Annotated in this window: 17 protein-coding genes and 1 pseudogene; 12 read left to right on the top strand and 6 right to left on the bottom strand. The window is 73.6% G+C overall.

What is annotated here, in order from left to right; translation table 11 throughout:
- Window positions 1–493 precede the first annotated feature (493 nt).
- Window positions 494–1,468, top strand: coding sequence for an aldo/keto reductase (locus WME83_RS21605; protein ID WP_437321182.1), 975 nt, complete (start codon window positions 494–496; stop codon window positions 1,466–1,468).
- Here WME83_RS21605 and WME83_RS21600 read toward each other — a convergent pair.
- On the bottom strand, window positions 1,458–2,822 hold the full coding sequence (locus tag WME83_RS21600; RefSeq protein ID WP_437321181.1) for an SUMF1/EgtB/PvdO family nonheme iron enzyme: 1,365 nt from the start codon (window positions 2,820–2,822) through the stop codon (window positions 1,458–1,460). The genes WME83_RS21605 and WME83_RS21600 overlap by 11 nt on opposite strands.
- A gap of 129 nt (window positions 2,823–2,951) precedes the next feature.
- Between WME83_RS21600 and WME83_RS21595 the strand changes: the two genes are divergently transcribed.
- The 8 genes and pseudogenes from WME83_RS21595 (at window position 2,952) to WME83_RS21560 (ending at window position 12,424) form a co-directional block, all read left to right on the top strand.
- Complete coding sequence (locus WME83_RS21595; protein ID WP_437321180.1) at window positions 2,952–4,547, top strand: metallophosphoesterase family protein; 1,596 nt, start codon at window positions 2,952–2,954, stop codon at window positions 4,545–4,547.
- Window positions 4,548–4,691: 144 nt separating this feature from the next.
- Window positions 4,692–5,666 carry a quinone oxidoreductase family protein gene (locus WME83_RS21590; RefSeq protein WP_437321179.1) on the top strand — a complete coding sequence of 325 codons (975 nt, stop codon included), beginning with the start codon at window positions 4,692–4,694 and terminating at the stop codon, window positions 5,664–5,666.
- Window positions 5,667–5,994: 328 nt separating this feature from the next.
- Complete coding sequence (locus WME83_RS21585; RefSeq protein ID WP_437321178.1) at window positions 5,995–7,209, top strand: vWA domain-containing protein; 1,215 nt, start codon at window positions 5,995–5,997, stop codon at window positions 7,207–7,209.
- Between the two features lie 115 nt (window positions 7,210–7,324).
- Entirely contained in the window at window positions 7,325–8,608 is a 1,284-nt protein-coding gene (locus WME83_RS21580) for a BMP family lipoprotein (RefSeq protein ID WP_437321177.1), read from the top strand.
- 83 nt (window positions 8,609–8,691) lie between these two features.
- Window positions 8,692–9,177 (top strand): annotated as a pseudogene (locus WME83_RS21575) (ATP-binding cassette domain-containing protein); the annotation flags it as partial.
- 174 nt (window positions 9,178–9,351) lie between these two features.
- Complete coding sequence (locus WME83_RS21570) at window positions 9,352–10,194, top strand: ATP-binding cassette domain-containing protein (protein ID WP_437322024.1); 843 nt, start codon at window positions 9,352–9,354, stop codon at window positions 10,192–10,194.
- The gene (locus tag WME83_RS21565) at window positions 10,191–11,399 is read left to right on the top strand and encodes an ABC transporter permease (protein ID WP_437321176.1); all 1,209 of its coding nucleotides are present in this window, start codon (window positions 10,191–10,193) and stop codon (window positions 11,397–11,399) included. Before WME83_RS21570 ends, WME83_RS21565 begins: the two co-directional genes overlap by 4 nt.
- A complete protein-coding gene (locus WME83_RS21560) occupies window positions 11,399–12,424 on the top strand; it encodes an ABC transporter permease (RefSeq protein WP_437321175.1) in 1,026 nt (341 codons plus the stop codon). The genes WME83_RS21565 and WME83_RS21560 overlap by 1 nt, the downstream gene beginning before the upstream one ends.
- Here WME83_RS21560 and WME83_RS21555 read toward each other — a convergent pair.
- The gene (locus tag WME83_RS21555) at window positions 12,409–13,677 is read right to left on the bottom strand and encodes a DNRLRE domain-containing protein (protein ID WP_437321174.1); all 1,269 of its coding nucleotides are present in this window, start codon (window positions 13,675–13,677) and stop codon (window positions 12,409–12,411) included. The two genes, WME83_RS21560 and WME83_RS21555, sit on opposite strands and share 16 nt — an antisense overlap.
- A 430-nt stretch (window positions 13,678–14,107) precedes the next feature.
- On the opposite strand from WME83_RS21555, the gene WME83_RS21550 reads away from it, so the two are divergent.
- Complete coding sequence (locus WME83_RS21550) at window positions 14,108–14,968, top strand: hypothetical protein (protein ID WP_437321173.1); 861 nt, start codon at window positions 14,108–14,110, stop codon at window positions 14,966–14,968.
- Between the two features lie 286 nt (window positions 14,969–15,254).
- On the opposite strand, the gene WME83_RS21545 is transcribed toward WME83_RS21550, so the two are convergent.
- The 4 genes from WME83_RS21545 to WME83_RS21530 all read right to left on the bottom strand — a co-directional run bounded on the left by WME83_RS21545 (window position 15,255) and on the right by WME83_RS21530 (window position 20,209).
- The gene (locus WME83_RS21545) at window positions 15,255–15,578 is read right to left on the bottom strand and encodes a hypothetical protein (RefSeq protein ID WP_437321172.1); all 324 of its coding nucleotides are present in this window, start codon (window positions 15,576–15,578) and stop codon (window positions 15,255–15,257) included.
- A 51-nt stretch (window positions 15,579–15,629) separates the two neighbouring features.
- Window positions 15,630–18,464: a tetratricopeptide repeat protein gene (locus WME83_RS21540; RefSeq protein WP_437321171.1), complete on the bottom strand. Its 2,835-nt coding sequence runs from the start codon at window positions 18,462–18,464 to the stop codon at window positions 15,630–15,632.
- Between the two features lie 156 nt (window positions 18,465–18,620).
- Window positions 18,621–19,481, bottom strand: a complete 861-nt coding sequence (locus WME83_RS21535) for a hypothetical protein (RefSeq protein ID WP_437321170.1) — start codon at window positions 19,479–19,481, stop codon at window positions 18,621–18,623.
- A gap of 185 nt (window positions 19,482–19,666) precedes the next feature.
- Complete coding sequence (locus WME83_RS21530) at window positions 19,667–20,209, bottom strand: hypothetical protein (RefSeq protein WP_437321169.1); 543 nt, start codon at window positions 20,207–20,209, stop codon at window positions 19,667–19,669.
- A gap of 268 nt (window positions 20,210–20,477) precedes the next feature.
- Here WME83_RS21530 and WME83_RS21525 point away from each other — a divergent pair, with 268 nt between their 5' ends.
- Window positions 20,478–24,263 (top strand): serine/threonine-protein kinase, encoded by a 3,786-nt coding sequence (locus WME83_RS21525; protein WP_437321168.1) that lies wholly within the window; start codon window positions 20,478–20,480, stop codon window positions 24,261–24,263.
- 68 nt (window positions 24,264–24,331) lie between these two features.
- Entirely contained in the window at window positions 24,332–25,237 is a 906-nt protein-coding gene (locus tag WME83_RS21520) for an SDR family oxidoreductase (protein WP_437321167.1), read from the top strand.

The raw sequence follows: 25,237 nt of genomic DNA, 5'->3' as shown, positions 1-25,237 counted from the left end.
AGCGGTCGTCGCTCGCGCGGCGCGCAAACCGCGCTATCGCGCGCGTTCGAGCAGATCACGTGCGCTCCCGCCCGCGCCGCGGCCGTCGTGAACGAGAGGCGCGGCGCAGCTCCGGCGGCGCGCGGGCGGCCGGCGCGCGCCGCCCCGCGGGCCGATCGTCTGACCCGGCCAGAAACAGCCCGCGCCGCAGCGGAGTCCCCGGCCCCTGCGCCTCACCTGCTCAGGATGCGCCGTTTGTGACCAACGAAGACAGGGCGCGAATCGATCGACTCGGGCCGTAACCATCCGCCTCCGTCACCGCGGCTCCACGGTGGGCGCTCGAACTCCGCAGCTCCGCCGTGCGCGCTCGAGTCCGCCGCGCCAGAGCAACCCTGCGTCGACAGACCACCAGATGCGTGCAGGTGGGCTCATGTGAGCGAACCTGCGTTGCGGGGATCCGGACGGCCGTTTACGTGCGGACAGCGGGTTGGTAGAACGTTTCTCCGGAGGACGCATGAGCAACGAGCCGAGCGAGACGGAAGGGGCCGACGCGAGTCGCCGCGGGTCGTTGCCCGCGGCCGCCACGACCGCCGCGGCCATCGCCGCCGGAGGCGCGCCGTCCGCGGCGCCTGCGGCCTCGCGAGGCGCCGCGGCGGCGCCGCCCCGCACGCTCGGGCGGACCGGCGTGCAGGTGGAGGCGGTGTCGCTCGGCGGAGAGGGGATCCTCCGGACCACCGGCCGGCATCGCGAGGCGGTGCCGGTGATCCTGGAGGCGCTGCGCCTCGGGGTCAGGTACTGCGACACCGCGCCTGCATATCAGCAGAGCCAGGACTACTATGGTGAGGCCTTCCGCGCCGCCGGGCCGAGGGCGCGCGAGCAGGTCTTCCTCGCCTCCAAGACGCACGCGCGCGATCGCGACGGCGCGCTCAGGCTGCTCGACGACAGCCTGCGCCGCCTCGGGACTGACCACCTCGATCTGTGGCAGTTGCACGATCTGCGCGAGCTGGACGAGCTCGACGCCATCTTCGGCAAGGGGGGCGCGATCGAGGCCGTGGAGCAGGCCAGGGCGGACGGCCGCGTGCGCCACGTGGGGATCACCGGGCACCACGACCCGCAGATCCTCGTCGAGGCGATGCGGCGCTATCCGGTCGACACCGTGCTTTGCGCGATCAACCCCGCCGATCCGGCGCGGCTCCCGTTCCTGACGACGGTGGTCGAGGAGGCGCGGCGGCGCGGCGTCGGCGTCATCGGCATGAAGATCATGGCCGCTGGCCGCCTGCTCCAGGATCGCGCCGCGAGCCCGAGCGAGCTCATCCGCTATGCGGCGAGCCACGCCGACACGGTGATCATCGGCTGCTCCTCGATCGCCGAGGTGCGCGAGAACCTCGGCGCGAGGTCCCTGCCCTTCCCCATGCCGCCCGCCGAGCGGGCCGCCCTCGAGGCGCGCGTCGCGCCGCGCGCCGGCCGTTACGACGCGTTCAAGGCCTGATCGCCGCCCCTCCGCCTCGTCGCTTCTTCACTCCAGCCACCTCCGCTCCCTCGCCCTCGGCCGTCCCCGGCGCCGCGGCGGTCGATCCGCTCGGGGCCGCTCTCGGCGCGATGTCCTTGCAGCAGCGGAAACCCAGGTGGTAGTTCGCGTGGCTGCCCTTGCTCATGAGCCGCGTTCCGTGCCAGTCGGGCGCGCGCCACCGGCAGTCGTCGGCGTGGACCTCCATCGACGAGAACGCGAACCAGCTGCCCTTCATCTCGGTGAAGCCCCGGTCGCCGCGCCGCGCGAGCTCGTCGGGCAGGATGGGCAGGCTCATGTGCTCGGCGACGTTGCCGTGCAGATCGAAGACCCCGAGGCGGCTCCGGCACGCGGGGAAGGCGCCGGCCGGATACGTGTTGGAGCCGCAGCGGTCCCACCCGCCGCCCGGGCAGCCCGGCGTGCGGGCGCTCCCCGTCCCGCAGAGCGCGTGGTTCTTCTCGGGACCGTAGCTCCACACCTTCTCGCGAAGGAGGTTGTGGTGCCAGCTCGCCTCGTCCCGGGGCCTCTCCCACTCGTACTCGACGTCGGGCTCCCTCAGGGCGCCGGCGCACGCCCCTTCCCACTCGTGCGCATCGCAGATCCGTTTCCCGATCGCCCTGCAGAGGAGCGCCGCTTCGCGCGCCCGGACGTGCACGACCGGATACTCGCAGGGGATGTTCGGGAACTCGAGCTGATCGATGCAGACCGGCGCGCTCTCCGCGGTCTGCCCGCGCGTGGGATCGAAGAGCGGCACCATCCCCGGCGCGCCGCAGGCCGGCTCGCGCGCCGGCGCGACGCCCGCGAGCTCCCGGGCGCGGCGGCACTCGGATCGCGACATCGGGTGACGCGAGAGCGCGGGGTTGCCCTGCCCGAGCACCGGCGACGCCGCGAAGATCGCCTCGACCTCCCGCATCGCCTCGTCGGAGAGCGCGAGCTCGCCCCGCATCCGCGCGAAGAGCCGGAGGCGCTGCTCCTCCAGCGTGTCCGGCTCGACGTCCTCCTCGTCCTCCTCGTCCCCGCCGGGCGCCGCGCGCTCCGGCGGCGCGGCCGACGCGGCGAGCGCGCGCTCCTGCAGCGCGCCCGCGATGAGCGGCGCCGCGGCCCGCGCCGCGGGCGCGTTCGCGTGCGCCGCGGCCCCCACGGCGGCGGCCGCGCCGAGCGCGCCCGCGCCGAGCGCGCCCGCGGCGGCGAGCGCCGCGATCGATCCGCGCCGGCGCCCCGGCGCGCTCGGCGCAGGCGCGGCGCGCGGGCCTGTCGAGAGCGCCGGCGGCGGATCGCTCGGCGCGGACGGTCGCGGCGCGGAGGCCGGGTCGTGCGGCGTCTCGGGGCAGGACATCGGTGGGACGGCTCGCGCTTACTGCTACGGACATCCATCAATTTCGGCAACTTTCAGGGCGCGCGCCGCCGCCTCCCCACCCGAGCGGCTGCTTGACGGTCCTGCCCGGGGCACGTCAAATGAGGCATCGTGCGAAGGGCGGCCCTACGAATTCTCTACCTGGCGCTCCTGCCGGTGCTCGTCCTGTCCGCGCTGATCGTCGCCCCCGCCGTGGTCGTCTCGCGCATCGCGAGCCGCGGCCGCGTGTGGCGGCCGGAGACGTGGAAGAAGGTCTCCTACGGGAGCCGCTATTTCCGCTCGTCGTTCCGGGGCAGGCTCGGCGAGGTCGTCGACGTCATCGACGTCGTCCGCGATCGCCTGATCCTGCTGTTCCTCGTCCTCGCCGCGGTCTGCCTCGCCGGCGGGTTCATCGCGCATCTCCTCGAGATCGGGGTCCCGAGCTGGCTCACCGCGTGGCTGGACGGATCGATCCTCTCGTCCCTCGGTCCCCATCTCGCGTGGTTCCCTGCGGGCGGCAGGCTCTCTTTCGGCGGCGGCGCGGCGTTCGTCCTCGCCGGCTGCATCGCGCTCGCGCTGCTCGCGCTCGGGCTCTCGCTGTATGCCTGGCTCGCGTTCGCCCTGGGCGAGGCGACCCGGGTGATCCTGCGGTATGGCGGCGCGGCGACGCTGTTCCCCGACCCTGGGGACGCGATCCCCGGCGGGCGGCTCGTGCTCTGCCAGCTCTCCGATCTGCACATCACCGCGGGCGGCCGCGAGCCGTACGAGATCGAGGAGGGCTCGGCCGCGTGGCCCGAGGGGGTCGCGCGCCCCGACACCGCCGAGCTGACCGGCCGTCTCCGGCGGCTCGTCGCGGAGATCGCGGCCATGAAGCCGCCGCTCGTCGCGCTGACGGGCGACATGACCGATCTCGGGGAAGAGGCGCAGTGGGCCGAGCTCGAGGCGGCGCTCTCCGGCATCCCGGCGTCGTCGCAGGTGCTCATGGTGCCTGGCAACCACGATATCGCCATCAACGTCGGCACGTCGCCGGACCCGTACCTCAAGAAGCGGGCCGAGCGCGAGCAGCGCTTCATCGAGGTGCTCACCCGGGTGGAGCGCGGCCCCTTCCAGCCCCGCCTGCACATCCCCGCCCGCAAGCGGGCGCGGCGCCGGCTGCGCGCGATCGCGGGCCTGTATCCCCGGCGGCTCGATCTCGAGGGGGGAATCCGGATCTTCGGGCTCAACTCGAACCGTTACCGCTCGCGGTTCGTGGGGTCGAACGCGATCGGGCAGATCGGCGGCGGTCAGCTCCGGCGCCTGGCCCGCGCGCTCCGGCGGGGCTCCGGCCCGGTCATCGTGCTCCTGCACCACCACGTGGCGCGCCTCGCGGGGCCGATCTCGCTCAACGACACGTTCATGATCGCGATGGATGGCCCGCGCCTGCTCGAGATCCTCGCGGCGTACCAGCAGAAGAACCCGAAGAAGAACAGCGCGCTCGTGCTGCACGGGCACAAGCACCTCGCGTTCTTCGGCCATTACCGCTCGAAGAGCGGCGGTCGCGTCAGCGTCTACGCGCACCCCTCGTCGACGCTGGGGCACGAGACGGACGGCCACCTCGACGGCGTCGCCCGGTTCGCGGCGGTCCGGCTGACCGACGAGGGCATCTGGCGCGTCGAGACGCACCCGCTCCGCCCCGCGCGCGCCGCCGTCGAGGCGCCCCCGGCCGCCGCCGAGGCGGCGGTGTCCTGAGAGCACGGCATGCAGCAATAGGAGAGACCGCAAAGGCGCAAGGAGCACAAGGGGACAGAGGTGGAGTTAAATTCTTCTCCTCCCCCTGCGTCCCTTGCGCCCTTGCGGTCCTCTTCCCATGAATCACCTTCCAGGAGGTCACCCATGGAACAATCGACACCCAGCACGATGCGGGCGATCGCGATCGACCATTTCGGCGGTCCCGACACGCTCGCCCTTCGAACGGTCCCTGTCCCTACCCTCGGCCCGGCCGAGGTCCTCATTCGCGTCGAGGTCGCCGGCGTCGGCGAATGGGACCCCTTCGAGCGCGAAGGCGGTTACGCCGAGATGCTCGGGCAGCCGCCCCGGTTTCCGTACGTGCTCGGCTCCGAGGGCGCGGGCACCGTCGTCGCGGTGGGCGAGCACGTCCGCCGCTTCCGCCCGGGCGACCGCGTCTACGCGCTCGGCTTCCTCAACCCCAAGGGCGGGTTCTATGCAGAGTACGCCGCCGTGCGCGCCGATCTCGTCTCCTCGATCCCTGGCGCGCTCACGCTCGAGCAGGCGGCCGTGATGGGCGGCGTCGCCACCACCGCGCTGCGCGGCCTGGACGACACGCTGCGGCTGAAGCAGGGCGAATCGGTGGTGATCTTCGGCGCCAGCGGCGGCGTCGGGCACACGGCCGTACAGCTCGCCAAACGGATGGGCGCCCGGGTGCTCGCGGTCGCCTCGGGCGACGACGGCGTGGCGCTGGTCGAGCGGCTGGGCGCCGACGCCGCCGTCGACGGGCGCAAGGGCGATGTGCTGGCCGCCGCCCGCGCGTTCGCGCCCGACGGGCTCGATGCCGCCCTGCTCGTCGCCGGCGGCGAGGCCGCTCAGCGAGCGCTGCTCGCCTTGCGCGACGGCGGGCGCGCCGCCTACCCGAACGGCGTCCAGCCCGCGCCGGAGGCCCGCCCGGCCGTCCAGCTCGCCAGCTACAACGGCGAGCCGGACGCCGACCTCATCGAACGGCTGAACCGCCTTGTCGCGTCCGGCCCCTTCCACGTCGAGATCGCCCGCCGATTCCCCCTGGCCCAGGCCGCCGAAGCCCACCTCGCCCTCGGCCGTCACCACCTCGGCAAGCTCGCGCTCCAGGTGCATTGACCCGGCAGCGCCGCGCGGCCGCACGCGAGAACGCGGCGCTCCGGGCCCTCACCCCCGCACCCCGGCGCCGCGCAGCTGCGCGCGTGAGACACGCGACCACCATCCAAGGAATGCGGTGCCGCGGTGGTCCCATGGCCGCACCTCAATGCCGTGAAGCATCATTTCGCGGTCAGACGTCGGCCGGCAGGTAGCTCCGTCAGCTATGCTGTATGGACCGCGGGATCTCGAAGCGAGCTTCGCGGCCGCGTTTGCCTTGAATGTGTCACGCACCATCGACGGCTCCGCGCATTACCCTGCGCCCGGACCGCGCTCATGGAGGATCCAGCTCATGAAATTGCCCACGAAGACCATTGTGTTGCTGACAGTGGGTGCGATCGGTGTCGCATGTGGGAGCAACGGCGCCGGGGACAGCGGCGGGAGCTCGCAGTCCGGCCCCGGAACTGGCAGCGCGACCACGGGCTCCAGCGGCGGCATGGGCGAAGGCGGCACGGGCTTGGGGCCCGATATCGGCCCGGGTGGCCCGGGCCCCGGCGGCCCGGGCGGCGGCGGCACGGGCGGTGAAGGCGGCGCGTGCGCCACCGAGACGGCCAAGGCCGATCTCGAGCCCGTCTACCTGGCCTTCGCGTTCGACGTGTCCGGCAGCATGGGCATGGGCGACGACCCCTGGCACGACAAGTCGCTCAAGTGGGATCCCGTCGTCGCGGCGACGAAGCAGTTCTTCTCCGACCCCCTGTCCGAGGGGCTCAACGCCTCGCTCCGGTTCTTCCCGAGCGAGGGCGACACCGACACGAAGTGCGACGCGGACACCTACACGACGCCGGAGGTGCCGATGACGCCGCTGCCCTCGCCCGCCTTCGCCGAGGCGATCGACGCCATCACGCCCGAGACCGAGAGCGACTGGCGCGGCGGCACGCCCACGCTGTTCGTGATGCAAGGGACGATCTCGTACGTCGAGGCGCAGCGGGAGACCACGCCCGGGAAATACGCGATTGTCCTGGTGACAGACGGATATCCGCAAGGTTGCGGCTCGCGCTACAACCAGATCTCGCTCGTGGCGGACGAGGCCTCGAGCGCGCTCTCGAACAACATCCCCACGTACGTCATCGGGGTCGCCAACCCGCCCATCCAGGGCGCGCCGGAGACCGTCGAGGACATGGACGACGTCGCCGTGGCGGGCGGCACCGACCACGCCTACCTGATCGACACCGGCAACCCCGCGGCGACCTCGGCCGCCTTCAAGGCCGCCATCGACGCGATCCGCGGCGCGGCGGTCTCCTGCACGGTCGAGATACCGCGCGCGCCCGACGGGAGGACCTTCGACGCGCAGAAGGTCCGCGTCACGTACACGAGCGGCGACGGCGACCCGACCGCGCTCGCGTACGATCAGGAGTGCGCGGCCGAGAACGCCTGGCGCTACAACAGCCCCGAGAACCCGACGCAGATCGTGCTCTGCGACAGCACCTGCGCCACGATCCAGGCGGACCCGAAGGCGGCCCTCGGGGTCGACTTCACCTGCGAGGACGTGATCGAGATCCCCCGGTGATCCGCCGCCAGCGACGGCCCCTCCGCCCCGCGCGCCGCACGCTCCGGTGGCGCGACCCGCCGACACCGCCGCAGGTCCTTGACACCCTGCGGCAATCCCGCCCACGATGGATCGGGTGATCCCCCGCACGCCGAAGTCGCCCGCGGCATTCGCGGCCCCCCGCTCTGCCGTCGCCATCGCGCTGTCGCTGCTCGCCGGCGCGTGCCAGAGCTCGTCGACGAGCACGAGCCCGCCCGCGGAGAAGACCGCCGCCGCGCCGACCGCCGCCGCGGCGAGCGCGTCGGCCGCCGCGCCGACCGCTCAATACAAGGTGGGCATGATCCTGGTCGGCCCCTACAACGACAAGGGGTGGAACCAGGCCCATTACGACGGCATCCGGGCGGTCCTCGGCAAGATGCCGGACGTCAGCTTCGAGTACGTCGACAAGGTGAACCCGGCCGATCGCCCCAACGTGAAGGGCTCCCAGGTCGCGGACGACCTCATCTCCCGCGGCGCCAAGCTCGTCGTCTACAACTCCGACGATTACAAGGACGACGCCCTCGAGACCGCGCGCAAGCACCCGCAGGTCACCGTCCTCCACGTCTCCGGCGATTACGCGTGGAAGGACGGCAAGAACCACAAGCCCCAGCCCAACCTGGGCAACATCATGGGCCGCATCGAGACGGCCAAGCACATCTCCGGGTGCGCCGCCGCGCTCGGCACCGAGACCGGCAAGATCGGGTATCTCGGCCCGCTCGTGAACGACGAGACCCGCCGGCTCGTCACCGCGGCGTACCTCGGCGCGCGCTACTGCTGGGAGAAGTACCAGAAGAAGAAGCCGGAGGAGCTCACCTTCAAGGTCGCGTGGATCGGCTTCTGGTTCAACATCCCGGGCGTCACCCTCGACCCCACCAAGGTGGCCGACGACTTCTACAGCAGCGGCTTCGACGTGCTCCTGACCGGGCTCGACACGCCCGAGGCCGCGCTGCAGGCCAAGAAGGCGAGCGGCGCCGGCAAGAAGGTCAAGTACGTCCATTACGACCACAAGGCCGGCTGCGACCTGGCGCCGGACATCTGCCTCGGCGTCGCCTACTACAACTGGGCGCCGCTCTACCGCGACGCCATCGAGAAGGCGCGGGCGGGCAAGTACGCGAGCGAGTTCGTCTGGGAAGGGCCGGACTTCCGCGATCTCAACGGCGACGCCTCGGTCGTCGGCTTCCTGCCGGGCAACGCGCTGGGCGAGCGCAAGGCGCAGCTCGGCGCGTTCGTCCTGACGCTCGCCAACGGGCTCGACCTCTGGAAGGGGCCGCTCAAGTTCCAGGACGGCACCGATTTCTTGAAGGACGGCGAGACCGCGACGCCCCAGCAGATCTGGTATCTGCCGCAGCTGGTCCAGGGGATCACCGGGCCGAGCAAGTAGCCGCCTCGGGGCGGTGCTCCATGCGGATCGAGATCGAGCGCGTCGCCAAGCGGTTCGGCCCGGTCAGGGCCAACGACGACGTGTCGCTGACGATCCGGGCGGGCGCCGTCCACGGCCTGCTCGGCGAGAACGGCGCCGGCAAGAGCACGCTGCTCCGCATCCTCGGCGGGCTCCTCCGCCCGGACGCCGGCCGGCTGCTCTTCGACGGCCGTCCGGTGGCGCTCGCCAGCCCGGCCGACGCCCTCGCCGCCGGCGTCGGCGTGCTCCACCAGGAGCCGCTCGACTTCCCTCCCCTCACCGTCCTGGAGAGCTTCCTCGTCGCCCGCCCCCGCGCCGCGGCGGCGGCGCGGCACGAGGGCGGCGCGCCCGCCCCCGCGCCGCCCTCGCGCCGCGCCGCGGGCGTCTTCCTCCCCCGCCGCGCGGCGCGCGAGGAGCTGCTCGCGCTCGCGGCGCGGTTCGGCTTCTCCGTCGACCCGGACGAGCAGGTCGGGCGGCTCACCCTCGGGGAGCGCCAGCAGCTCGAGCTCCTGCGGCTCCTCGCGCTGGGCGTCCGCGCGCTCCTCCTGGACGAGCCGACGACGGGGATCTCCGGCGCGCAGCAGGACGCCCTCTTCTCCGCGCTCCGGCGGCTCAAGCAGGACGGCAAGGCGATCGTGCTCGTCTCGCACAAGCTCTCGGACGTCGAGGCGCTCTGCGACCGCGTGACCGTGCTGCGGCACGGCAAGGTGGCCGGCGAGGCGGAGATGCCGGCCGGCGCCGAGCGCCTCGTCGCGCTGATGTTCGGCGAGGCGCTCGCGCCCCCGGAGCGGCTCCCGACGGCCGGCGACGGGGTCGCGCTCGCCCTCGACGACGTCGGCGTCGGCGATCACCGCCTCGACCTGCGCCTCCCCCGCCTCGCCGTGCGCCGCGGCGAGGTGCTCGGGCTCGCGGGCCTCGAGGGGAGCGGCCAGCGCCTCCTGCTGCGCGCCTGCGCCGGGCTGCTCCGGGTGCGGCAGGGCCGCGTCGCGATCGGCGGGGCCGACCTGACCGGCCGTCCTTACCCGGCCTTCCTGCGCGCCGGCGTGGGCTACCTGCCCGCGGATCGCCGGCGGGAGGGCCTCATCGCGGGCCTCTCCCTCGAGGAGCACGTCGCCCTGCGCGCGCCCCGGCCGGGGGTGTTCCTCCGCCCGCGGGAGATCCGCCGCGCCGCCGAGCGGGTCATCGAGGCGTTCCGGATCCGCGGGCGGCCCGAGACCCGCGTCGAGGCGCTCTCCGGCGGCAACCAGCAGCGCACCCAGCTCGCGCTCCTCCCCGAGGGCCTCGCGCTGCTGCTCCTGGAGCAGCCGACCCGGGGGCTCGACCTCGCGTCGGCGCGGTGGGTCTGGGAGCAGCTCCTCGCGCGGTGCCGGGCCGGGACGGCGCTCGTGTTCGCGTCGTCCGAGCTCGACGAGCTCATGCGCTACAGCGACCGGATCCTCGTCTTCAGCGGCGGGCGCGTCTCGCGGCCCGTCGCCGCGGCCGAGCTCACCCTGGACCGGCTCGGCCGGATGATCGGCGGCGAGCTCGACGAGCCCGCCCCGGCCGCGCCCGCGGGGGTCGAGCCATGAGCCCCGCGCCGCCCGCCGTGAGCCCCGCGCCGCCCGCCGTGAGCCCCGCGCCGCCCGGCGGAGCCGGCCCCGTGCCGCCCGGCGGAGCTGGCCCCGCGCCGCCCGGCGGATCCGGCCCCGCGCCGCCCGGCGGATCCGGCCCCGGCGCGCGGCCGGCGTGGCCGGGCGAGGTCGCCGCCCGCCTTTCGCCGCTCGCGCCGCTCGCCCTCTCGCTCGCGCTCGTCGCGGGGCTGTGCGCGCTCCTGGGCGCCTCGCCCGCGGCGGTGGCCGCGGGCCTGTGGGACGGCGCGTTCGGCACGGCGGATCAGGCCGCGCGGGTGCTCGCCACCCTGGCGCCGCTGCTCCTCTGCGGCAGCGGCCTCCTGTTCACGTTCCGCGCCGGCCTGTACCACCTCGGGGTCGAGGGGCAGCTCGTCATCGGCGCCGTCTGCGCCACCGGCGCCGCGCGCGCGCTCTGGCCGGGCCTCCCCGCCGGGCTCGCCGTCGCGCTCGCGATCGCCGCGGGCGCGCTCGGCGGGGTGCTCTGGGGCGCGCTCACGGGCGCGCTGCACACGCGCGCCCGGGTGAGCGAGATCTTCGCGGGCCTCGGCATGAACTTCGTCGCCCAGGGGGCGGTCCTCTACCTCGTCTTCGGGCCGTGGAAGCGGCCTGGCGTCGCGTCGATGGCCGGCACCGAGCCGCTCGACGGCGCGCTCTGGCTCTCCACGCTGGGCGGCACCGACCTGAGCCCGGCCGCGCTCCTGCTCGCGGCGCTCGCGCTCGTCGGCGCGGCGGTGGTGCTCGGGCGGACCCACTTCGGGCTCCGGCTGCGGGCGGTGGGGCTGAGCCCGGAGGCCGCGGCGGTGCTCGGCGTCCCGGCGGCGCGGGAGATGCTCGCCGCGTTCGCGATCTCGGGCGCGCTCGCCGGCGTCGCCGGCGCGCTGCAGGTGCTCGGCACGTTCCACCGGCTCCTCCCGAACGTCTCGAGCAACCTCGGCTTCCTCGCGCTGCTCGTGGTGCTGCTCGCGGGCCGGCGCGCGGCGCTCGTCGCGCCGATCGCCCTGTTCTTCAGCGCGCTCAACGTCGGCAGCCTGAAGCTCCCGATGACGCTCGGCCTGGAGTCCTCGCTCGCGGGCGTGCTCCAGGGCGCGCTCGTCCTGTTCGCGCTGCTGTCGCCCTGGAGCGCGCGCGGGGCGCGCGGCGGCGGCCGGCCGGAGGAGGCCTGATGGACGAGGGCGGCGGCGAGCTCCTCTCGCTCCTCGCGACCGCGCTCGCGGCCTCGACGCCGCTCGTGATCGCGGCGGTCGGCGAGACGATCGCCGAGCGGGCCGGGGTCATCAACCTCTCGGCGGAGGGCTCGATGATGCTCTCGGCGATGGTGGGCTTCGCGGCCGCGCTCTCGACCGGGAGCGTCCTCGCCGGCTTCGCCGCCGCGGCCGCGACCGGCGCGCTCGTCGCGCTGGTCGTGGCGATCGGCGGGATCTTCCTGCGCCGCTCGCAGATCGCGATCGGCTTCGTGCTGGCGATGCTCTGCGCGGATCTCTCGTCGGTGCTCGGCGGCCCGTTCGTGCGGGTGCCCGGTCCGACGGTCCCGGCGCTCGCGATCCCGGTGCTCGGGGACGTGCCGATCCTCGGCCCGCTGTTCTTCCGGAGCGATCCGGTGGTGTACGCGAGCTACCTGCTCGTCGCCTGCGCCTGGGTGTTCCTGTACCGCACGCGCGCGGGGCTCCTGGTCCGGGCCGTGGGCGAGCAGCCCGCGGCGGCGCACGCCCGCGGGGCGCGCGTGGCCTGGGTGCGCGCCGCGGCGACGCTCGTCGGCGGGGCGCTCGTGGGGATCGGCGGCGCGGCGTACTCGCTCGATTTCAAGGCGGGCTGGAGCCACCGCCACACGGCCGGCTACGGCTGGATCGCGCTGGCGATCGTCATCTTCGGCGGCTTTCATCCGGTGCGGGCGGCGCTCGGCGCGTGCCTGTTCGGCGTGCTCTCGTCGACGGCGAGCCTCGGCCAGAGCGCGCTGCCTTCGGTGCCGACGCAGGTCTTCAGCGTGGCGCCGTTCGCGCTGATGATCGTCGTCCTGGGGCTCACCTCGAGCGGGCTCCTTTCCCGCCTCGGCGCGCTCTTGCCCGACGCGGCGCGCCGGCCGCTCCTGCGCGCGTTCGACGCGACGCCCCCCGCCGCGCTCGGCAGGCCCTACCCCGCGGAGGAGGACGCGGGGGAGCGGCCGCGCGGCGCGGATCAGCGCGCGAAATAGCAGACCTCGAGCCAGGGGCGGTCCTCCTGGAGGGGGTGGTCGCTCGAGCGGTACGACGTGCGCCCGATCGGATCCTCCTCGACGAGGAAGCCGTGGTTCGGCGCCGTGCCGTCGACCCACGCCTGGACGAGGCCGGTCAGGTCGGCGCTCATATCGTAGGGTCCGATCCAGGTGAGCTCGGCCTCGACGTCCGCGTCGTAGCTCGCGGCGAAGTTGTTCCAGGTGACGGCGTCCTCGCTCCAGGGCGCGGTGATGCGATGGATGCGGACGATCTCGTCGCCGGGGCCGTAGGCGGCCACGCCGAAATCGGCGGACGTGACGGTGGCGCCGGCGGGGATGCTGTCGAGCCCGAACCGGTAGAGCGCTTGCTTGCGGAAGCCGTGGGCTTTGCCCGAGGCGTTGTAGGGGACGTGGCCGTCGCTGTAGTTGGGGAACGCTTCCCAGACATCGGCGTCCGCGACCTCGCCGAAGGTGCCTCGCTGCAGGGTGACGCAGGCGTGCGCGCACGCGTCCCCGTGTCCGTCGGCGTCGCTGTCGGCCTGGTCTGGATTGGCGGCGGCGGGACAGTTGTCGCAGGCGTCGCCGATCCCGTCGGCGTCGCTGTCGGTCTGGCTCGGGTTGGCGGCGGAGGCGCAGTTGTCGGCCGCGTCGCAGACGGCGTCGCGGTCGCGGTCGCCGCGCGGACAGGGGTCGCAGGCGTCGCCGATGCCGTCGGCGTCCTCGTCGGCCTGATCCGGGTTGTGCGTGACGGGGCAGTTGTCGCAGCCCCTGCCCAGGCCTGGCGCGATGCCGTCCCTGTCCTGGCTTCCGAGCGACGTCAGCCCGACGCTGTAGCCGTCGCAGACGTCGCGATCCGCGCACGGGGTCGGGCCGCGCTCCGCGTCGTACAGGCACAGGTACGATGAGCCTTCGGTCGAATTGACGTGAATGCGCGCGAAGCCGAGGAGCAAGCCCTCGCCTTTGTCGATATCGACCCGGACATCGTTGCAGGTGTTCGGGTCGTAGAGGGCCAGCACCTCGGGTTCGGTGAACGCCCTCTGGAGCGTCTCCGTGCGGCATTCGCACCCGTTCTCGCTCGGGATCGTGTCGAGGAGGACCCCGTTCAGGTACAGCGAGAACTCGGCGTTGCCGCAATCGGCGTGGTTGATGACGAACGTGATCGCGGTCGTCGCCCCGAACGCCGTCCCGGGGAGCGCAGCGAGCACGAGGAGGGAGAGGCAAGCGCGCGCGGCGCTTGTACGTATGTATCGCATGATTCACCTTATATTCCTCCTTTGCACGGTATACAACGCTCATTGCTGACTTTTTGGTCGAGCGTGTTCACGCGTCGGGCGCGGGGGGTGGGAACGGGTCTCGCGGTGCCTGGGTGGCGCCGGGTTGGTTGCGTCGGCTACGGCGGTTGCGTCGGCTACGGCGGCTATGGCGGTTGCGTCGGCTACGGCGGCTACGGCGGCTGCGTCGCGGATTCGCGGTGATGTCGCGATCAGCTGAACGTGGTGTGAACGCGGCGTGGGCGTGGCGCGCGTTCAGGGTTCCGGGGGCATTGACGGTTTCTTGCGGAGCATGGCTCCGACGGGTGGGCTCGTTGGCGAGGGGTGGGTGGTCGGGATATACGGTGACCAACGGGGGAGCGCTTACGTTCGCCCACAGATGGTCAGGAGATGGCCAGGAGAAGAGGGAGGCATGAGACGAACGTTCACCGCCGTTGATCTGGTCCAGCTACCGAAGCTGGACGCGCCGTCCGCCCAGGCGCTGGGCACGGAGGTGTTGACCGCCGCGAAGGCCGTGCTGGGCGACAGGGGCGCGGCGCGGAGGGTCCCCGAGGGGGTGATGGAGGCGCACGAGGATTTGACGTCGGCGCTCGCGACCTTGAACCAGGCGGTCGCGACGCGCCTGCCTTCCCAGCCGACCGAGGACACGGCGCGCGCGAAGGCGGCCGATATCACGGTGGACGCCATCTGGAGCGGTCTCTACGACGTGCTGGGCGGCTGGTCGAAGATCCCCGGGCTGCCGGAGGCCGAGACGGCGGCGTCGCTGCGCGCCGCGTTGTTTCCGAGAGGGCTCAAGTTCACCCAGATCGCGTACAAGCTCGAGTGGGCCGAGAGCAATACGCGCATCCTGATGATCAAGGACAACGAGCTCGGGGGGCAGCTGAAGCGGCTCGGCGCGGGGAAGATCCTCGATCGGCTCTACGAGGCGCACGAGGCGTACGGCGCGGCGCTGGGGATCACGTCGCCCGTGGAGGGCGCCGAGGTCGAGGTGACGAACGTGCGCGCGGCCCTGGACGAGCTCGTGGACGCGCTGCGGACGTACGTGGTCCGTGTGTCCGGGATGGTCAGCAAGCGGGATCCGAGGAAGACGGAGATCGCGCAGCAGCTGCTCGCGCCGATCGAGAACTGGCGCCCTGCGGCGGCGCGGGGCAAGGCGGCGGAGGCGCCGCCCGAGGCGCCGGGGGCGGAGCCGAGCGGGGAGCCGGGCAAGGCGCAGCCGGGGTCGGCGGAGGCGAGCCCGGTGGATGCCGGCGGGGAGGCCGGGGGGCCGTAGGCATACCGGGGCAGGCGCGACGTGCGGGTCGGTCGGGGGGTGGTTCGGACCGGGCGGGCGCGACGTGCGGGTCGGCTGCGGGGTGGTCCGGACCGGGCGGGCGCGACGTGCGGGTCGGCTGAGCGTTGGGCTGGACCAGGCAGACGCGACCTGCGGGTTGGCTGCGGGGTGGTTCGGACCGGGCGGGCGCGACGTGCGGGTCGGTTGCGGGGTGGTCTGGACCGGGCGGGCACGACCTGCGGGTCGGGTCTGGCGTGGTCCGGACCAGGCCACCGATCGGCGCGCGCTACCGCCCGACGCGCGCGCGGATGGCGGCCCTCGTTTCCGCCGAGAGCGTGTCCAGGTAGGAATCGGAGAGCGCTCGGAGCACGTCATCGGGCAACGCAAGGAGCACCTGCTCGGGCGGCAGCCCGGCCACCCGCTGCTCGGGCGGCAGGCCCGCCACCCGTTGCTCGGGGGGGAATGCCGAGAGCACCTGCTCGGGCGGCAGGCCCGCCACCCGTTGCTCGGGGGGGGAACGCCGCCAGTAGCCGTCGCCGAGATCGTCCCATCCTAGACCCAGGTCCGCCACATCGGCGTCGAGCGACCTCGAGCGCGTCGGGACGAGCACATCGAGGAGTCGGCGGCGCGCCTCAAACCGGACGGGGTGGTGTCACGCGGGTCAGGCGCCGAAGTCCTCGTCCAGGCGGGCGATCAGGTCCATCCGATCGATGCTGCGCCAAGCGGCGCTCGCGGCCTCGACGTGCCGGCGCTGGGCCATGGAGTCGGGGGCGATGCCAGCGAGGCGGTGATGGGTCCAGCCGATCGAGTAAGGCTCCGGGATGCGCTGGTACAGCGCGAGGGCTTCCTGGTAGAGAGCGCCGGCAGCGCCGGCATCGCCGTAGGCTCGCGCGATGTTTCCGAGGCTCTGGAGGCAGTTGGCCTCGCCGAGCACAGCCCCCACCTTCCGGTAGAGCGACCGCGCTTGCTCGTAGCGCGCCGTGGCCTCGGTGTGCTGCGAGCGTCTCAGAGCGATGTTACCGAGGCTCTTGATGCAATTGGCCTCGCCGAGCACATCCCCCACCTTCCGGTAGAGCGGCAGCGCTTGCTCGTAGCGGCCCGCGGCCTCGGTGTGCTGCGAGCGTCTCAGAGCGATGTTACCGAGGCTCTTGATGCAATTGGCCTCGCCGAGCACATCCCCCACCTTCCGGTAGAGCGGCAGCGCTTGCTCGTAGCGCGCCGTGGCCTCGGCGTGCTGCGAGCGTCTCAGCGCGATGTTTCCGACGCTCCGGATGCAGTTGGCCTCGCCGAGCACATCCCCCACCCTCCGGTAGAGCGGCAGCGCTTGCTCGTAGCGCGCCGTGGCCTCGGCGTGCTGCGAGCGTCTCAGCGCGATGTCTCCGAGGCTCTTGATGCAGTTGGCCTCGCCGAGCACATCCCCCACCCTCCGGTAGAGCGGCAGCGCTTGCTCGTAGCGCGCTGTGGCTTGGGCGTGCTGCGAACGCGCCAGGGCGATGTTTCCGAGGCTCTTGATGCAGTTGGCCTCGCCGAGCACATCCCCCACCTTCTGATAGAGCGGCAGCGCTTGCTCGTAGCGCGCTGCGGCCTCGGCGTGCTGCGAACGCGCCAGCGCGATGTCTCCGAGGCGCCGGATGCAGCTGGCCTCGCCGAGCACATCCCCCACCTTCTGATAGAGCGGCAGCGCTTGCTCGTAGCGCGCTGTGGCCTCGGCGTGCTGCGAACGTCTCAGCGCGATGCCTCCAAGGCTCTCGGTACACAGCGCCTCTCGTCGCCTGTCTCCGGCGCGCCGCGCCACCTCCAGCGCCCGGCCGAGGGGCAACGGCGACGCATGCCCCGAGAACCGCGCGAAACGGGTCAACGCCGCCGCCGCGTCGATCCATCGCCCCGCGGCGGCCTCCGCGAGCCCCCGCCGGATCATCGCGTCCAGGTTCGCCGTCTCCGGTGTGAGCCGCGCGGCCGCCTCGGTGCCGCCGGGCCCCCCCGGCAGCGGCCCGAGCGTGCGCGCGAGCTCACCGTAGTGCTCCATCACCCGCCCGAGATCCTCGGCAGCCGGCGGATAGGCCCCATTCACGTACTCGCGCACGGGCGAGAGCATCTTCAGCCGCCCGGCCTCGAAGTACGCCAGCCGGAGCTGCGCCAGCGCGCGCGCCGCTGCAGGCCCCGCATCCGGTAGGATCGCGGGGAGGTCCCGCTGCGCGATCCCGTCCGGCAGCACCGCCAGCACCGCGAGCAGTCGATGCGCTTCCGCGGTCATCCGCCGCGCGCCGATCGACAGCTCCAGCGAGGCCTTCCAGCTCCGGAGCCGGTCGCGCGCCCCGCCCCCACGCTCCAGCACCGCCGCCCGGCTGAGCTCCCACTCCGCCCTCAGGTTGACGAGATCGTTGCCCTGCGCCGCGCTCGCGAGCAGATCGATCGCCAGCGGGACGCCCTCCTGCAGCGACAGGAGCTCGGTGAGCGCCGGCTCGCCCCGGTGCTCCTCGCCCGCGATCGCGCAGAACATCTCCTCCGCCTCGGCCGGTCCGAGCGGCCGGAGCTCGACCGGCGCGCGCCAGGCCACGCGCCCCGGCCGCCCCGCGCCCCGCACCGACGCCACGAGGCCGAGCTGCGGCATCGCCACGAGCTCCGCGAGCAGCGCCTCGGTCCCGGCCTGGTCGCCGCCATCCCAGGGCGTCTCCAGGTTGTCCAGCGCGAGCACCGCCGGCCCCGCGGCGAGGAACGACAGCGCCCGCTGCCGCAGATCGGGTCCGGGCGCGACGCGCAGCGCGTCGGCCAGCGCCACGGCCGCGGACGCCGCGTCCGGCGCGGCGTCGAGCTCCACGAAGAAGCGCCGCTCCCCGAAGCGGGCCACGACCTCGGGCCGGTGCAGGACCGCCCGGCTGACGGTGCTCTTGCCGATCCCCGCCGCGCCGAGGAGGAGCACGCGCCCGGGAGGATCGCGCGACACCGCCGCGGCGAGCGCCTCCACCTCCGCGTCCCGGCCGATGCACCGCCCGACGTCGGGCAGCCCCGCCGCCCCCGGACGCGGGCCCCCGCCGGCCGCCCGACGCCGCGCCGCCTGACCGGCGACCTCCAGCAGGCCGCGCGTCACCTCGGCCCAGGGCTCGTCCCGATGCGGCCAGGCGTTGACGGGCCGCCCACCCGCCGGCAGCGGTTTCAGCCGACCGAAACCCGTCCAGCTCCAGTCGCAGTGCCGGACAGGCACCGGCACGACCACCACCTCGCCCGCAGCGCTCCGGGCGAGCGCGCGCGCCGCCTCCTCGTGATGATGTCGATCCGAGGCGAGGAAATCAGGGCTCACCAGCAGCACCACGATGTCCGCCGCCTCGATTCTTCCCCGCGCCTCCACCGCGGACGCCTCTCCGGCGCCGACCCGCCCCTCGTGCCAGACGTCCATCCGCCCGCTGCGCTCGTGGGGCTTCAGGCAGACGTCGAGCTCGTCACGTAACGCGGCGTCCTTCGGGACAGCGGAGAGGAAGAGACGGACCGGATTCGACATGCGCGCGCAAAGCTGCAGTCTGCTTCAGCGAGCTTACAGCCGTCGCAGTGCGCTGGACAGCGAATGGCGCCCGCCCGGATCAGGGCGCGTGGGCAGGAGAGGCCCGGGACGCTCCCTTTCCGGGCACTCCCCCTCCGTGCCGCGCGCCGGTGGAGCTCATCGCCCGTCGCGCGCCACGGAACCGCGTTCTCCCCTCCGCCCCGCGCGCCGGAGCGGCGCGAGCGCGGCCAGGAGCAGCAGGGCGAGCCCCGCCTTCGGCGTGGAGCTCCGCGAGAACGCGCAGCCCGACGCCTCGCGCTCGACCTGGAGCACCTCGCTGCGCTCGCTCTCGTTGCCGGCCTCGTCGATCGCCGAGACCGCGATGTACACGTTGCGGCCCACGTGGTCCTCGTCCACGTAGAGGAACATCGAATCGCCCTCCAGCCACGCGTCCGGCTGCGACTTGGTGAGCGCCTGCTCCGGGCTGAAGCCGACGTACACGGCGTAGACGAGCGCCTCGGCGGGCGTGTGATCGTCCTCGCTGGGCGCGGCCAGATCGAACGTCAGCGTGGTCATGTCCGGGCAGCTGCCGTAACCGCACGCGGGCTCGTTGGCGTGGAACTCGACGTCTCCGCCCGCCAGCACCGGCGCGCTCGGCGGGGTGCCATCGACGACATCCGATGTCCGGACGAGGCGCTCGACGGACGGCCTCAGGCGCAATCGGTACGTGGTGTCAGGCGCCAGCGTCTCGGCGGGGCGAATCACGCTGTAGCCCGGCGGGGCCACCGGAACGTCGGAGCCAGCGCCGGCGACGGCGGCGCCGGTCGCCTCTTCGACCAGCAGGTGCGAGAGCTCCGGGAGCTCGCCCCAGATCACGATCGCCACATTGCGTGGCACCGTGGCGGGCTCTCCCGGCGCGGCAGCGCGAAGGAACCCCTCCGAGACGCTGGTATCCACAGGGTCGCAGGCGCTCGCGGGGCCGCCGGCCGTCAGCACGCCGAGCGCGGTCGCGAGGGTGAGGCACGTTCCGAGCTTCATGCGGGGTCGACAGAGCAAGCCGCACGCCACGCGCGGTGTACGTGCATCGGCGTGGTCCGGCGCCACCGGGGTCTGATCGCCGCGTCGCGTTCTGCCCGCGCCGACCACGCCGCGCGCCGCAGCGCGCCTCACTCGCTGGCGGGCGGTGGAGAGCGCCCGAAGCGGCGCTCTCCAGGGCGCAGCGATCAGGCCGAGGGCCGGCCGATCCGGCGCCGGATCGCGTCCTGGACCTCGGCCGGGAGCGAGCGCAGGTACTCGTCCGGAAAGCCGTGCAGCACCTCGTCGGAGAGCGCCAGCAGCTGATACGCCGGCGGCAGCCCAGCCAGCCGCTGCTCCAGCGTCAGCCCGGCCAGCCGCCGCTCGATCGGCAGCGAGTCGAGCAGCTCCTGCAGCATCTCGTCGTCGCCTTCCATCTCCTCCACGTCTTGCATCGTACCCTCCTTCGCCGGCCTCACCCACTGCCGCAACCACTGCCGCGCCTCGGGGCCGAGCACCGGGCGATGGCTGAAGATCCTCAAGAAGTCATCCTGCTCGGCCTCCGCCACCTCGTCCGTGACGACAAGATAGGTCGTGTACACCGCGCCGTCGATCCGGCCGTAACCTCCGCCCAGGCGCGCCAGCGTCCAGTCCATTTCATCGAGCTCCCGGACCAACGTGCGCGTAATGCTCGCGACGACGAGGACCAGCGTGAGCTCGCGATAGCTCGACAGCCGGTCGATCTGAGCCACGTGATGCTGCACGCCGTAACCCCACAGGCGCAGCAGAGCACCGCGGCGAAACGCCGATCGGGCAGGGCTCTTGTACTCGAGCAGCGTGTCCGTTCACGGGTTCCGGACAGAGATGCGGAGCTGTCTCGGAAACGACGCGGGCCAGGATCACGATGTCGGACGAAAACCGCAGCGCCGACGCCTGGCGACACCGGACGGCTCTCGTGTACCATCGCCCGGCGCGGCACCCCGAGGGGGACCCACGACGGGTCCGCCCCGACCTGACGCCATGGTCGACCCCAAGCAGCAGCCACCGTCGCCCGGCGGAGACGAGGAGACGGGGGTCCGCTCCCCCCCATCGCCGCGGGTGCCGGACACCACGCCGGCAGGCACCACGCCGGCAGGCCGCGCCAGCGCGCCGGGTGAAGGGCGCCGCCAGCACAGCAGCGGCGCCGCCGTCGATCCGAGCACCCTCCGCCGCGTGCGCATCGCGGTCGCCGCCGAGACGCGCTCGCCCGCCGCCGCGGACGACGCGACCCACTTCGCCGGCCACGCCCCGCCGAGCTCCAAGGCCGCGCCGAGCACGCACATCGGTCCGTACCGGCTGCTCGGGAGGCTCGGGCAAGGCGGGATGGGCGTCGTCTACCGCGGCAGGCACGGAGAGACCGGCCAGACGGCGGCGATCAAGACCATCTTCAGCGCGAGCGAGCTGACCATCGCGAGCATCCGGCGCGAGATCTACGCGCTCGGCCGCCTCCGCCACCCCGGCGTCGTGCGGATCGTGGATCAGGGCGTCTCCGATGGGCTGCCCTGGTACGCCATGGAGCTCCTCGAAGGACGGACCCTCCAGACCTGCATCCAGGAGATCTGGCACGAGGTGCGATCCGCCGAGACCACGCCGCTGAGCGCGCCCGCGACGCGGCCCGGCGCCGCCGCCCCGCGCTCGGCCGCGCCGCGCGAGGCGATCCGCCACATGCTCACGCTGATCCGACGCCTCTGCGCGCCCCTCGCCTACCTGCACGGCCAGGGGATCGTCCACCGCGATCTCAAGCCGGCGAACGTCTTCCTGCGCGACGGCGACCTGCCCGTGCTCGTCGACCTCGGCATCGCCGGGAGCTTCGGCGGCGCCGAGGGCCGCGAGGAGCTCGCCGTCGACAGGGAGGTCATGGGGACGCTCGCGTACATGGCGCCCGAGCAGATCCTCGGGAAGCTCACCGACGCGCGCGCCGACCTCTACGCGCTCGGCTGCATCCTGTACCAGTGCCTCACCGGCTCCACGCCGTTCCCGTCGACCCCCGAGTCCGAGCTCGGCAGGCACCACCTCAGGACCGCGCCCCAGCCGCCCTCCAGCCGCGCGCCCCACGTCCCCCCGGAGCTCGACGCGCTCGTCCTGCGGCTGCTCGCGAAGGAGCCGCGCGACCGGCTGGGCTACGCGGAAGACGTGGCGCGAGCGCTCGAGGCGCTCGGCGCCGACCCGCACGATCCGGTGCCGCCGCCGCGGCCCGCGCCTTACCTGTACCGGCCCAAGCTGACGGGGCGCGACGCGATCGTGCGCCGCCTCGGGCGGGAGATCGACGCGCTCATCGACCGCCGGCGCGGCGGCAAGGTGCTCGTCGGCGGCGAGAGCGGCGCCGGCAAGACGCGGCTCATCATGGAGGTCGCGCGCGACGCCAAGATGCGCGGCGCCGCCGTGATGACCGGGCGCTGCGTGGCGATCGGCACGGACGACGGCGCCGTCAAGGCCGCGCCGCTGCACCTGTTCCGGTCGTGCCTCATCGAGGCCGCCGATCGGTGCCGCGCCCTCGGCACCGCGGAGACCGAGCGCATCTTCGGCGACCGCGGCAAGGCGCTCGAGCCCTACGAGGCGAGCCTCGCCGACCTGCCCTACGCCGAGGAGCGCCCGCCGCTGCCGCCGCTGCCCGCGCAGGCGGCGCGCGCGCGGCTCTTCCGGTGCATGCGCGAGGTGCTGTTCGCCATGGCCGAGGCCGCGCCGCTCCTGCTCCTGCTCGACGACCTGCAGTGGGCCGACGAGCTGTCGCTGGGCCTCTTGGCCGAGCTGTCCGCCGGCGCCCTCAGGGCCGCGGGCGTGCTCGTCCTCGGCGCCTACAGGATGGACGAGCTGCGCCCCGAGCTCGACGCCATCGCCCGCGCCCCGGAGAGCCTCAGCGTGGAGCTCGGCCGGCTCACCCAGGAGAGCGCCGGCGCCATGGCCCGCGAGATGCTCGCGCTGCCCGAGTCGCCCAGGCACTTCGACGAGCTCCTGTTCCGGCACTCGGCCGGCAACCCGTTCTTCATCGCCGAGTACCTGCACATGGCGATCGACGCGGGGCTCCTCTCCCGCGACGCCGCGGGCGCATGGCAGACCGAGGCGCTCGAGCGGGCGATGGCGATGCCGATGCCGCGCTCGCTGGAGGGCCTGATCACGCGGCGCCTGCGCGCCTTGCACCCGGCCAGCGCGGAGCTCGCGCAGATCGCCGCGGTGCTCGGCCGCGAGCTCGACGGGGCGCTGCTCCTCGGCGTGGCCGGCGTCGACGAGGAGGCGTGGATGGAAGCGCTCCGGGAGCTCCGCATGCGCCAGATCTTCGAGGAGGCCGGCGAGGGGCGGCTCCGCTTCGTCCACGACAAGATCCGCGAGATCGCCTACAAGCAGATCCCGGAGGAGCGCCTGCGCGCGCTGCACCGGCGGGCCGCCGAGCGGATCGAGGCGACCCTCGCCGAGGACGCCGCCGATCGCGCGCCGGTGCTCGCGCACCACTTCTCGAGGGCCGGGGTGCACGACAAGGCAATCGCGCACCTGACGGCGGCGGGCGACCGCGCGCGCTCCGTCTACGCGAACAGCGACGCGATCGCGCTCTACCGCGCGGCGATCGCCGAGGTGGGCCGGCGCGCGGACGCGGCGGGCGCCCCGGGCGCGGCAGGCACGTCGGGCGCGGCGGGCGCGCTGGACGTCCAGCGCGACGCAGAGCGCGCGGCGCTCGAGGAGCGGCTCGGCGACGTGCTGGCGATCACGGGCAAGCAGGACGACGCGCGGCGGGCCTACGTCGAGGCGCTCTCGCGGCTCGATCCGGCCGCGCGCGTGGACCGGGCCCGGCTGCACAGGAAGCGCGGCAAGACCTGGGAGACGCACCTGGAGCACGCGCAGGCGCTCGCCGCCTACGCCGACGCCGAGGCCTCGCTCGGCCTCGACGAGCCCACCGAGAGCCGCTCCGAGGCGTGGTGGCACGAGTGGATGCAGGCCAAGATCGATCGGCTCGAGGTCTACTACTTCATGGGCCAGCTCGACGCGCTGAAGGCCCAGGTCGAGGCGATCCAGCCGATGGTCGAGCGGTACGCGGCGCCCGTCCGGCAGGCGCAGTTCTTCTACGGCCTCATGCTCATGCAGATCCGCATCGAGCGGTACCAGGCCTCGGAGCTCACCGTGCGGCACGTCCGCTCGTTCATCGCGGCCAGCGAGGCCACGGGCGATCCGCAGCTCATCGCGCCCGCGCACTTCTCGGGCGGCTTCGTCCACCTGTGGCACGGCGCGCTCGACGCCGCCGAGGCGTACCTCGTGAGCTCGCTCGAGGCCGCAGAGCGGATGGGCAACGTGATCGTGCAGTCGCGCGCGCTCACCTACAGGACCATCATCCGCAGGCTGCGCCGGGAGCGCGCGGAGGTGCGGGCCATGGCGCTGCGGAGCCTCGCGGTCGCGACCGCGGGGCACATGCGCGACTACATGGGCGCCGCCGAGGCCAACCTCGCCTGGTGCGCCTGGTCCGAGGGGGCGCCGGAGGAGGAGATCGTGCGCCGCGCCGGCGCGGCCCTCCACTTCTGGACGGAGCTGCCGGCGCCGTTCCCGTTCGAGTGGACGGCGCGCCTCGTGCTGCTCGCGGCGCACCTCGAGCGGGGCCGCCTCGCCGCGGCCGCGGAGCAGGCCGCGGCGCTCCGGGACGTGAAGCAGCACCGCTTCCCGGGCGCGCTCGACGAGCGGCTCGAGCAGGCCGTGGCCGCGGCCGGGGGCGGAGGGCCGCCCGAGGCGAGCCGGGCCGCGCTCGAGGCGCTCGTCGCCGCCGCCCGCGATCACGGCTACCTCTGACGCAGCGAGCGCGCCAGCTGCCCGGGCGTTCGTCCTATGCTGCGGGCCTGCGAGCGAGAGGAGGAGCGATGATCCTGATCGTCGGGGCAACAGGGGTTCTGGGCACGGAGATCTGCCGGCGTCTCCGCGAGGCCGGGCGCGCGGTGCGGGGGCTCTACCGCGAGGGCTCGGACCCCGCGAAGGTGGCCCGGCTCCGCGAGATGGGGGTCGAGCTCGCGCGCGGCGATCTGAAGGATCGCGCGTCGCTCGATCGCGCGTGCCAGGGGGTCCGGGTCGTGATCGAGACGGCCAGCTCGACGCTCTCGCGGCAGGAGGGCGACTCGATCGCGTCCGTCGACCGCGACGGCTCGATCGCGCTGATCGCCGCGGCGAAGGCGGCCTCGGTCGCGCACTTCGTCTACGTCTCCTTCCCGGAGATCGCCGACGAGTTCCCGCTGCAGGACGCGAAGCGCGAGGTGGAGCGGGCGCTCCGGGCGAGCGGCCTGCCCTTCACCATCCTGCAGCCGACGTACTTCATGGAGATCTGGCTGAGCCCGGCGCTCGGCTTCGACGTGGAGGCCGCCAAGGCGCGCATCTACGGCGCGGGAGACGGCCCGATCAGCTGGATCTCGCTCGGCGACGTGGCCGCGGCGGCGATCGCCTCCATCGACAACCCGGCGGCGCTGAACCGCTCCTTCGAGCTGGGCGGCCCGGAGGCGCTCAGCCACAACCAGGTGATCGCGATCTTCGAGGCGCTGACCGGCCGCGCCTTCGCCGTGGAGCGCGTCGACGAGGCCGACCTGCGGGCGCGCCGCGCCGCGGCCCGCGACCCGCAGCGCGGCGTCGACCCGCTCGCGCAGTCGTTCGACGCGCTGATGCTCCACTGCGTGGAGGGCAAGGTCATCGACATGCGCCCGACCCTCGCGGCGCTGCCCATCGCGCTCACGCCGCTCCGCGCGTACGCCGCGCGGTCGCTCGGGCAGAAGAGCGCGTGA

Source organism: Sorangium sp. So ce385 (genome assembly GCF_051474135.1).
Lineage (GTDB): Bacteria > Myxococcota_A > Polyangia > Polyangiales > Polyangiaceae > Sorangium > Sorangium cellulosum_D.
Note: the sequence above shows the minus strand (reverse complement) of the source record. Positions and strands in the feature narration are given on the sequence as shown.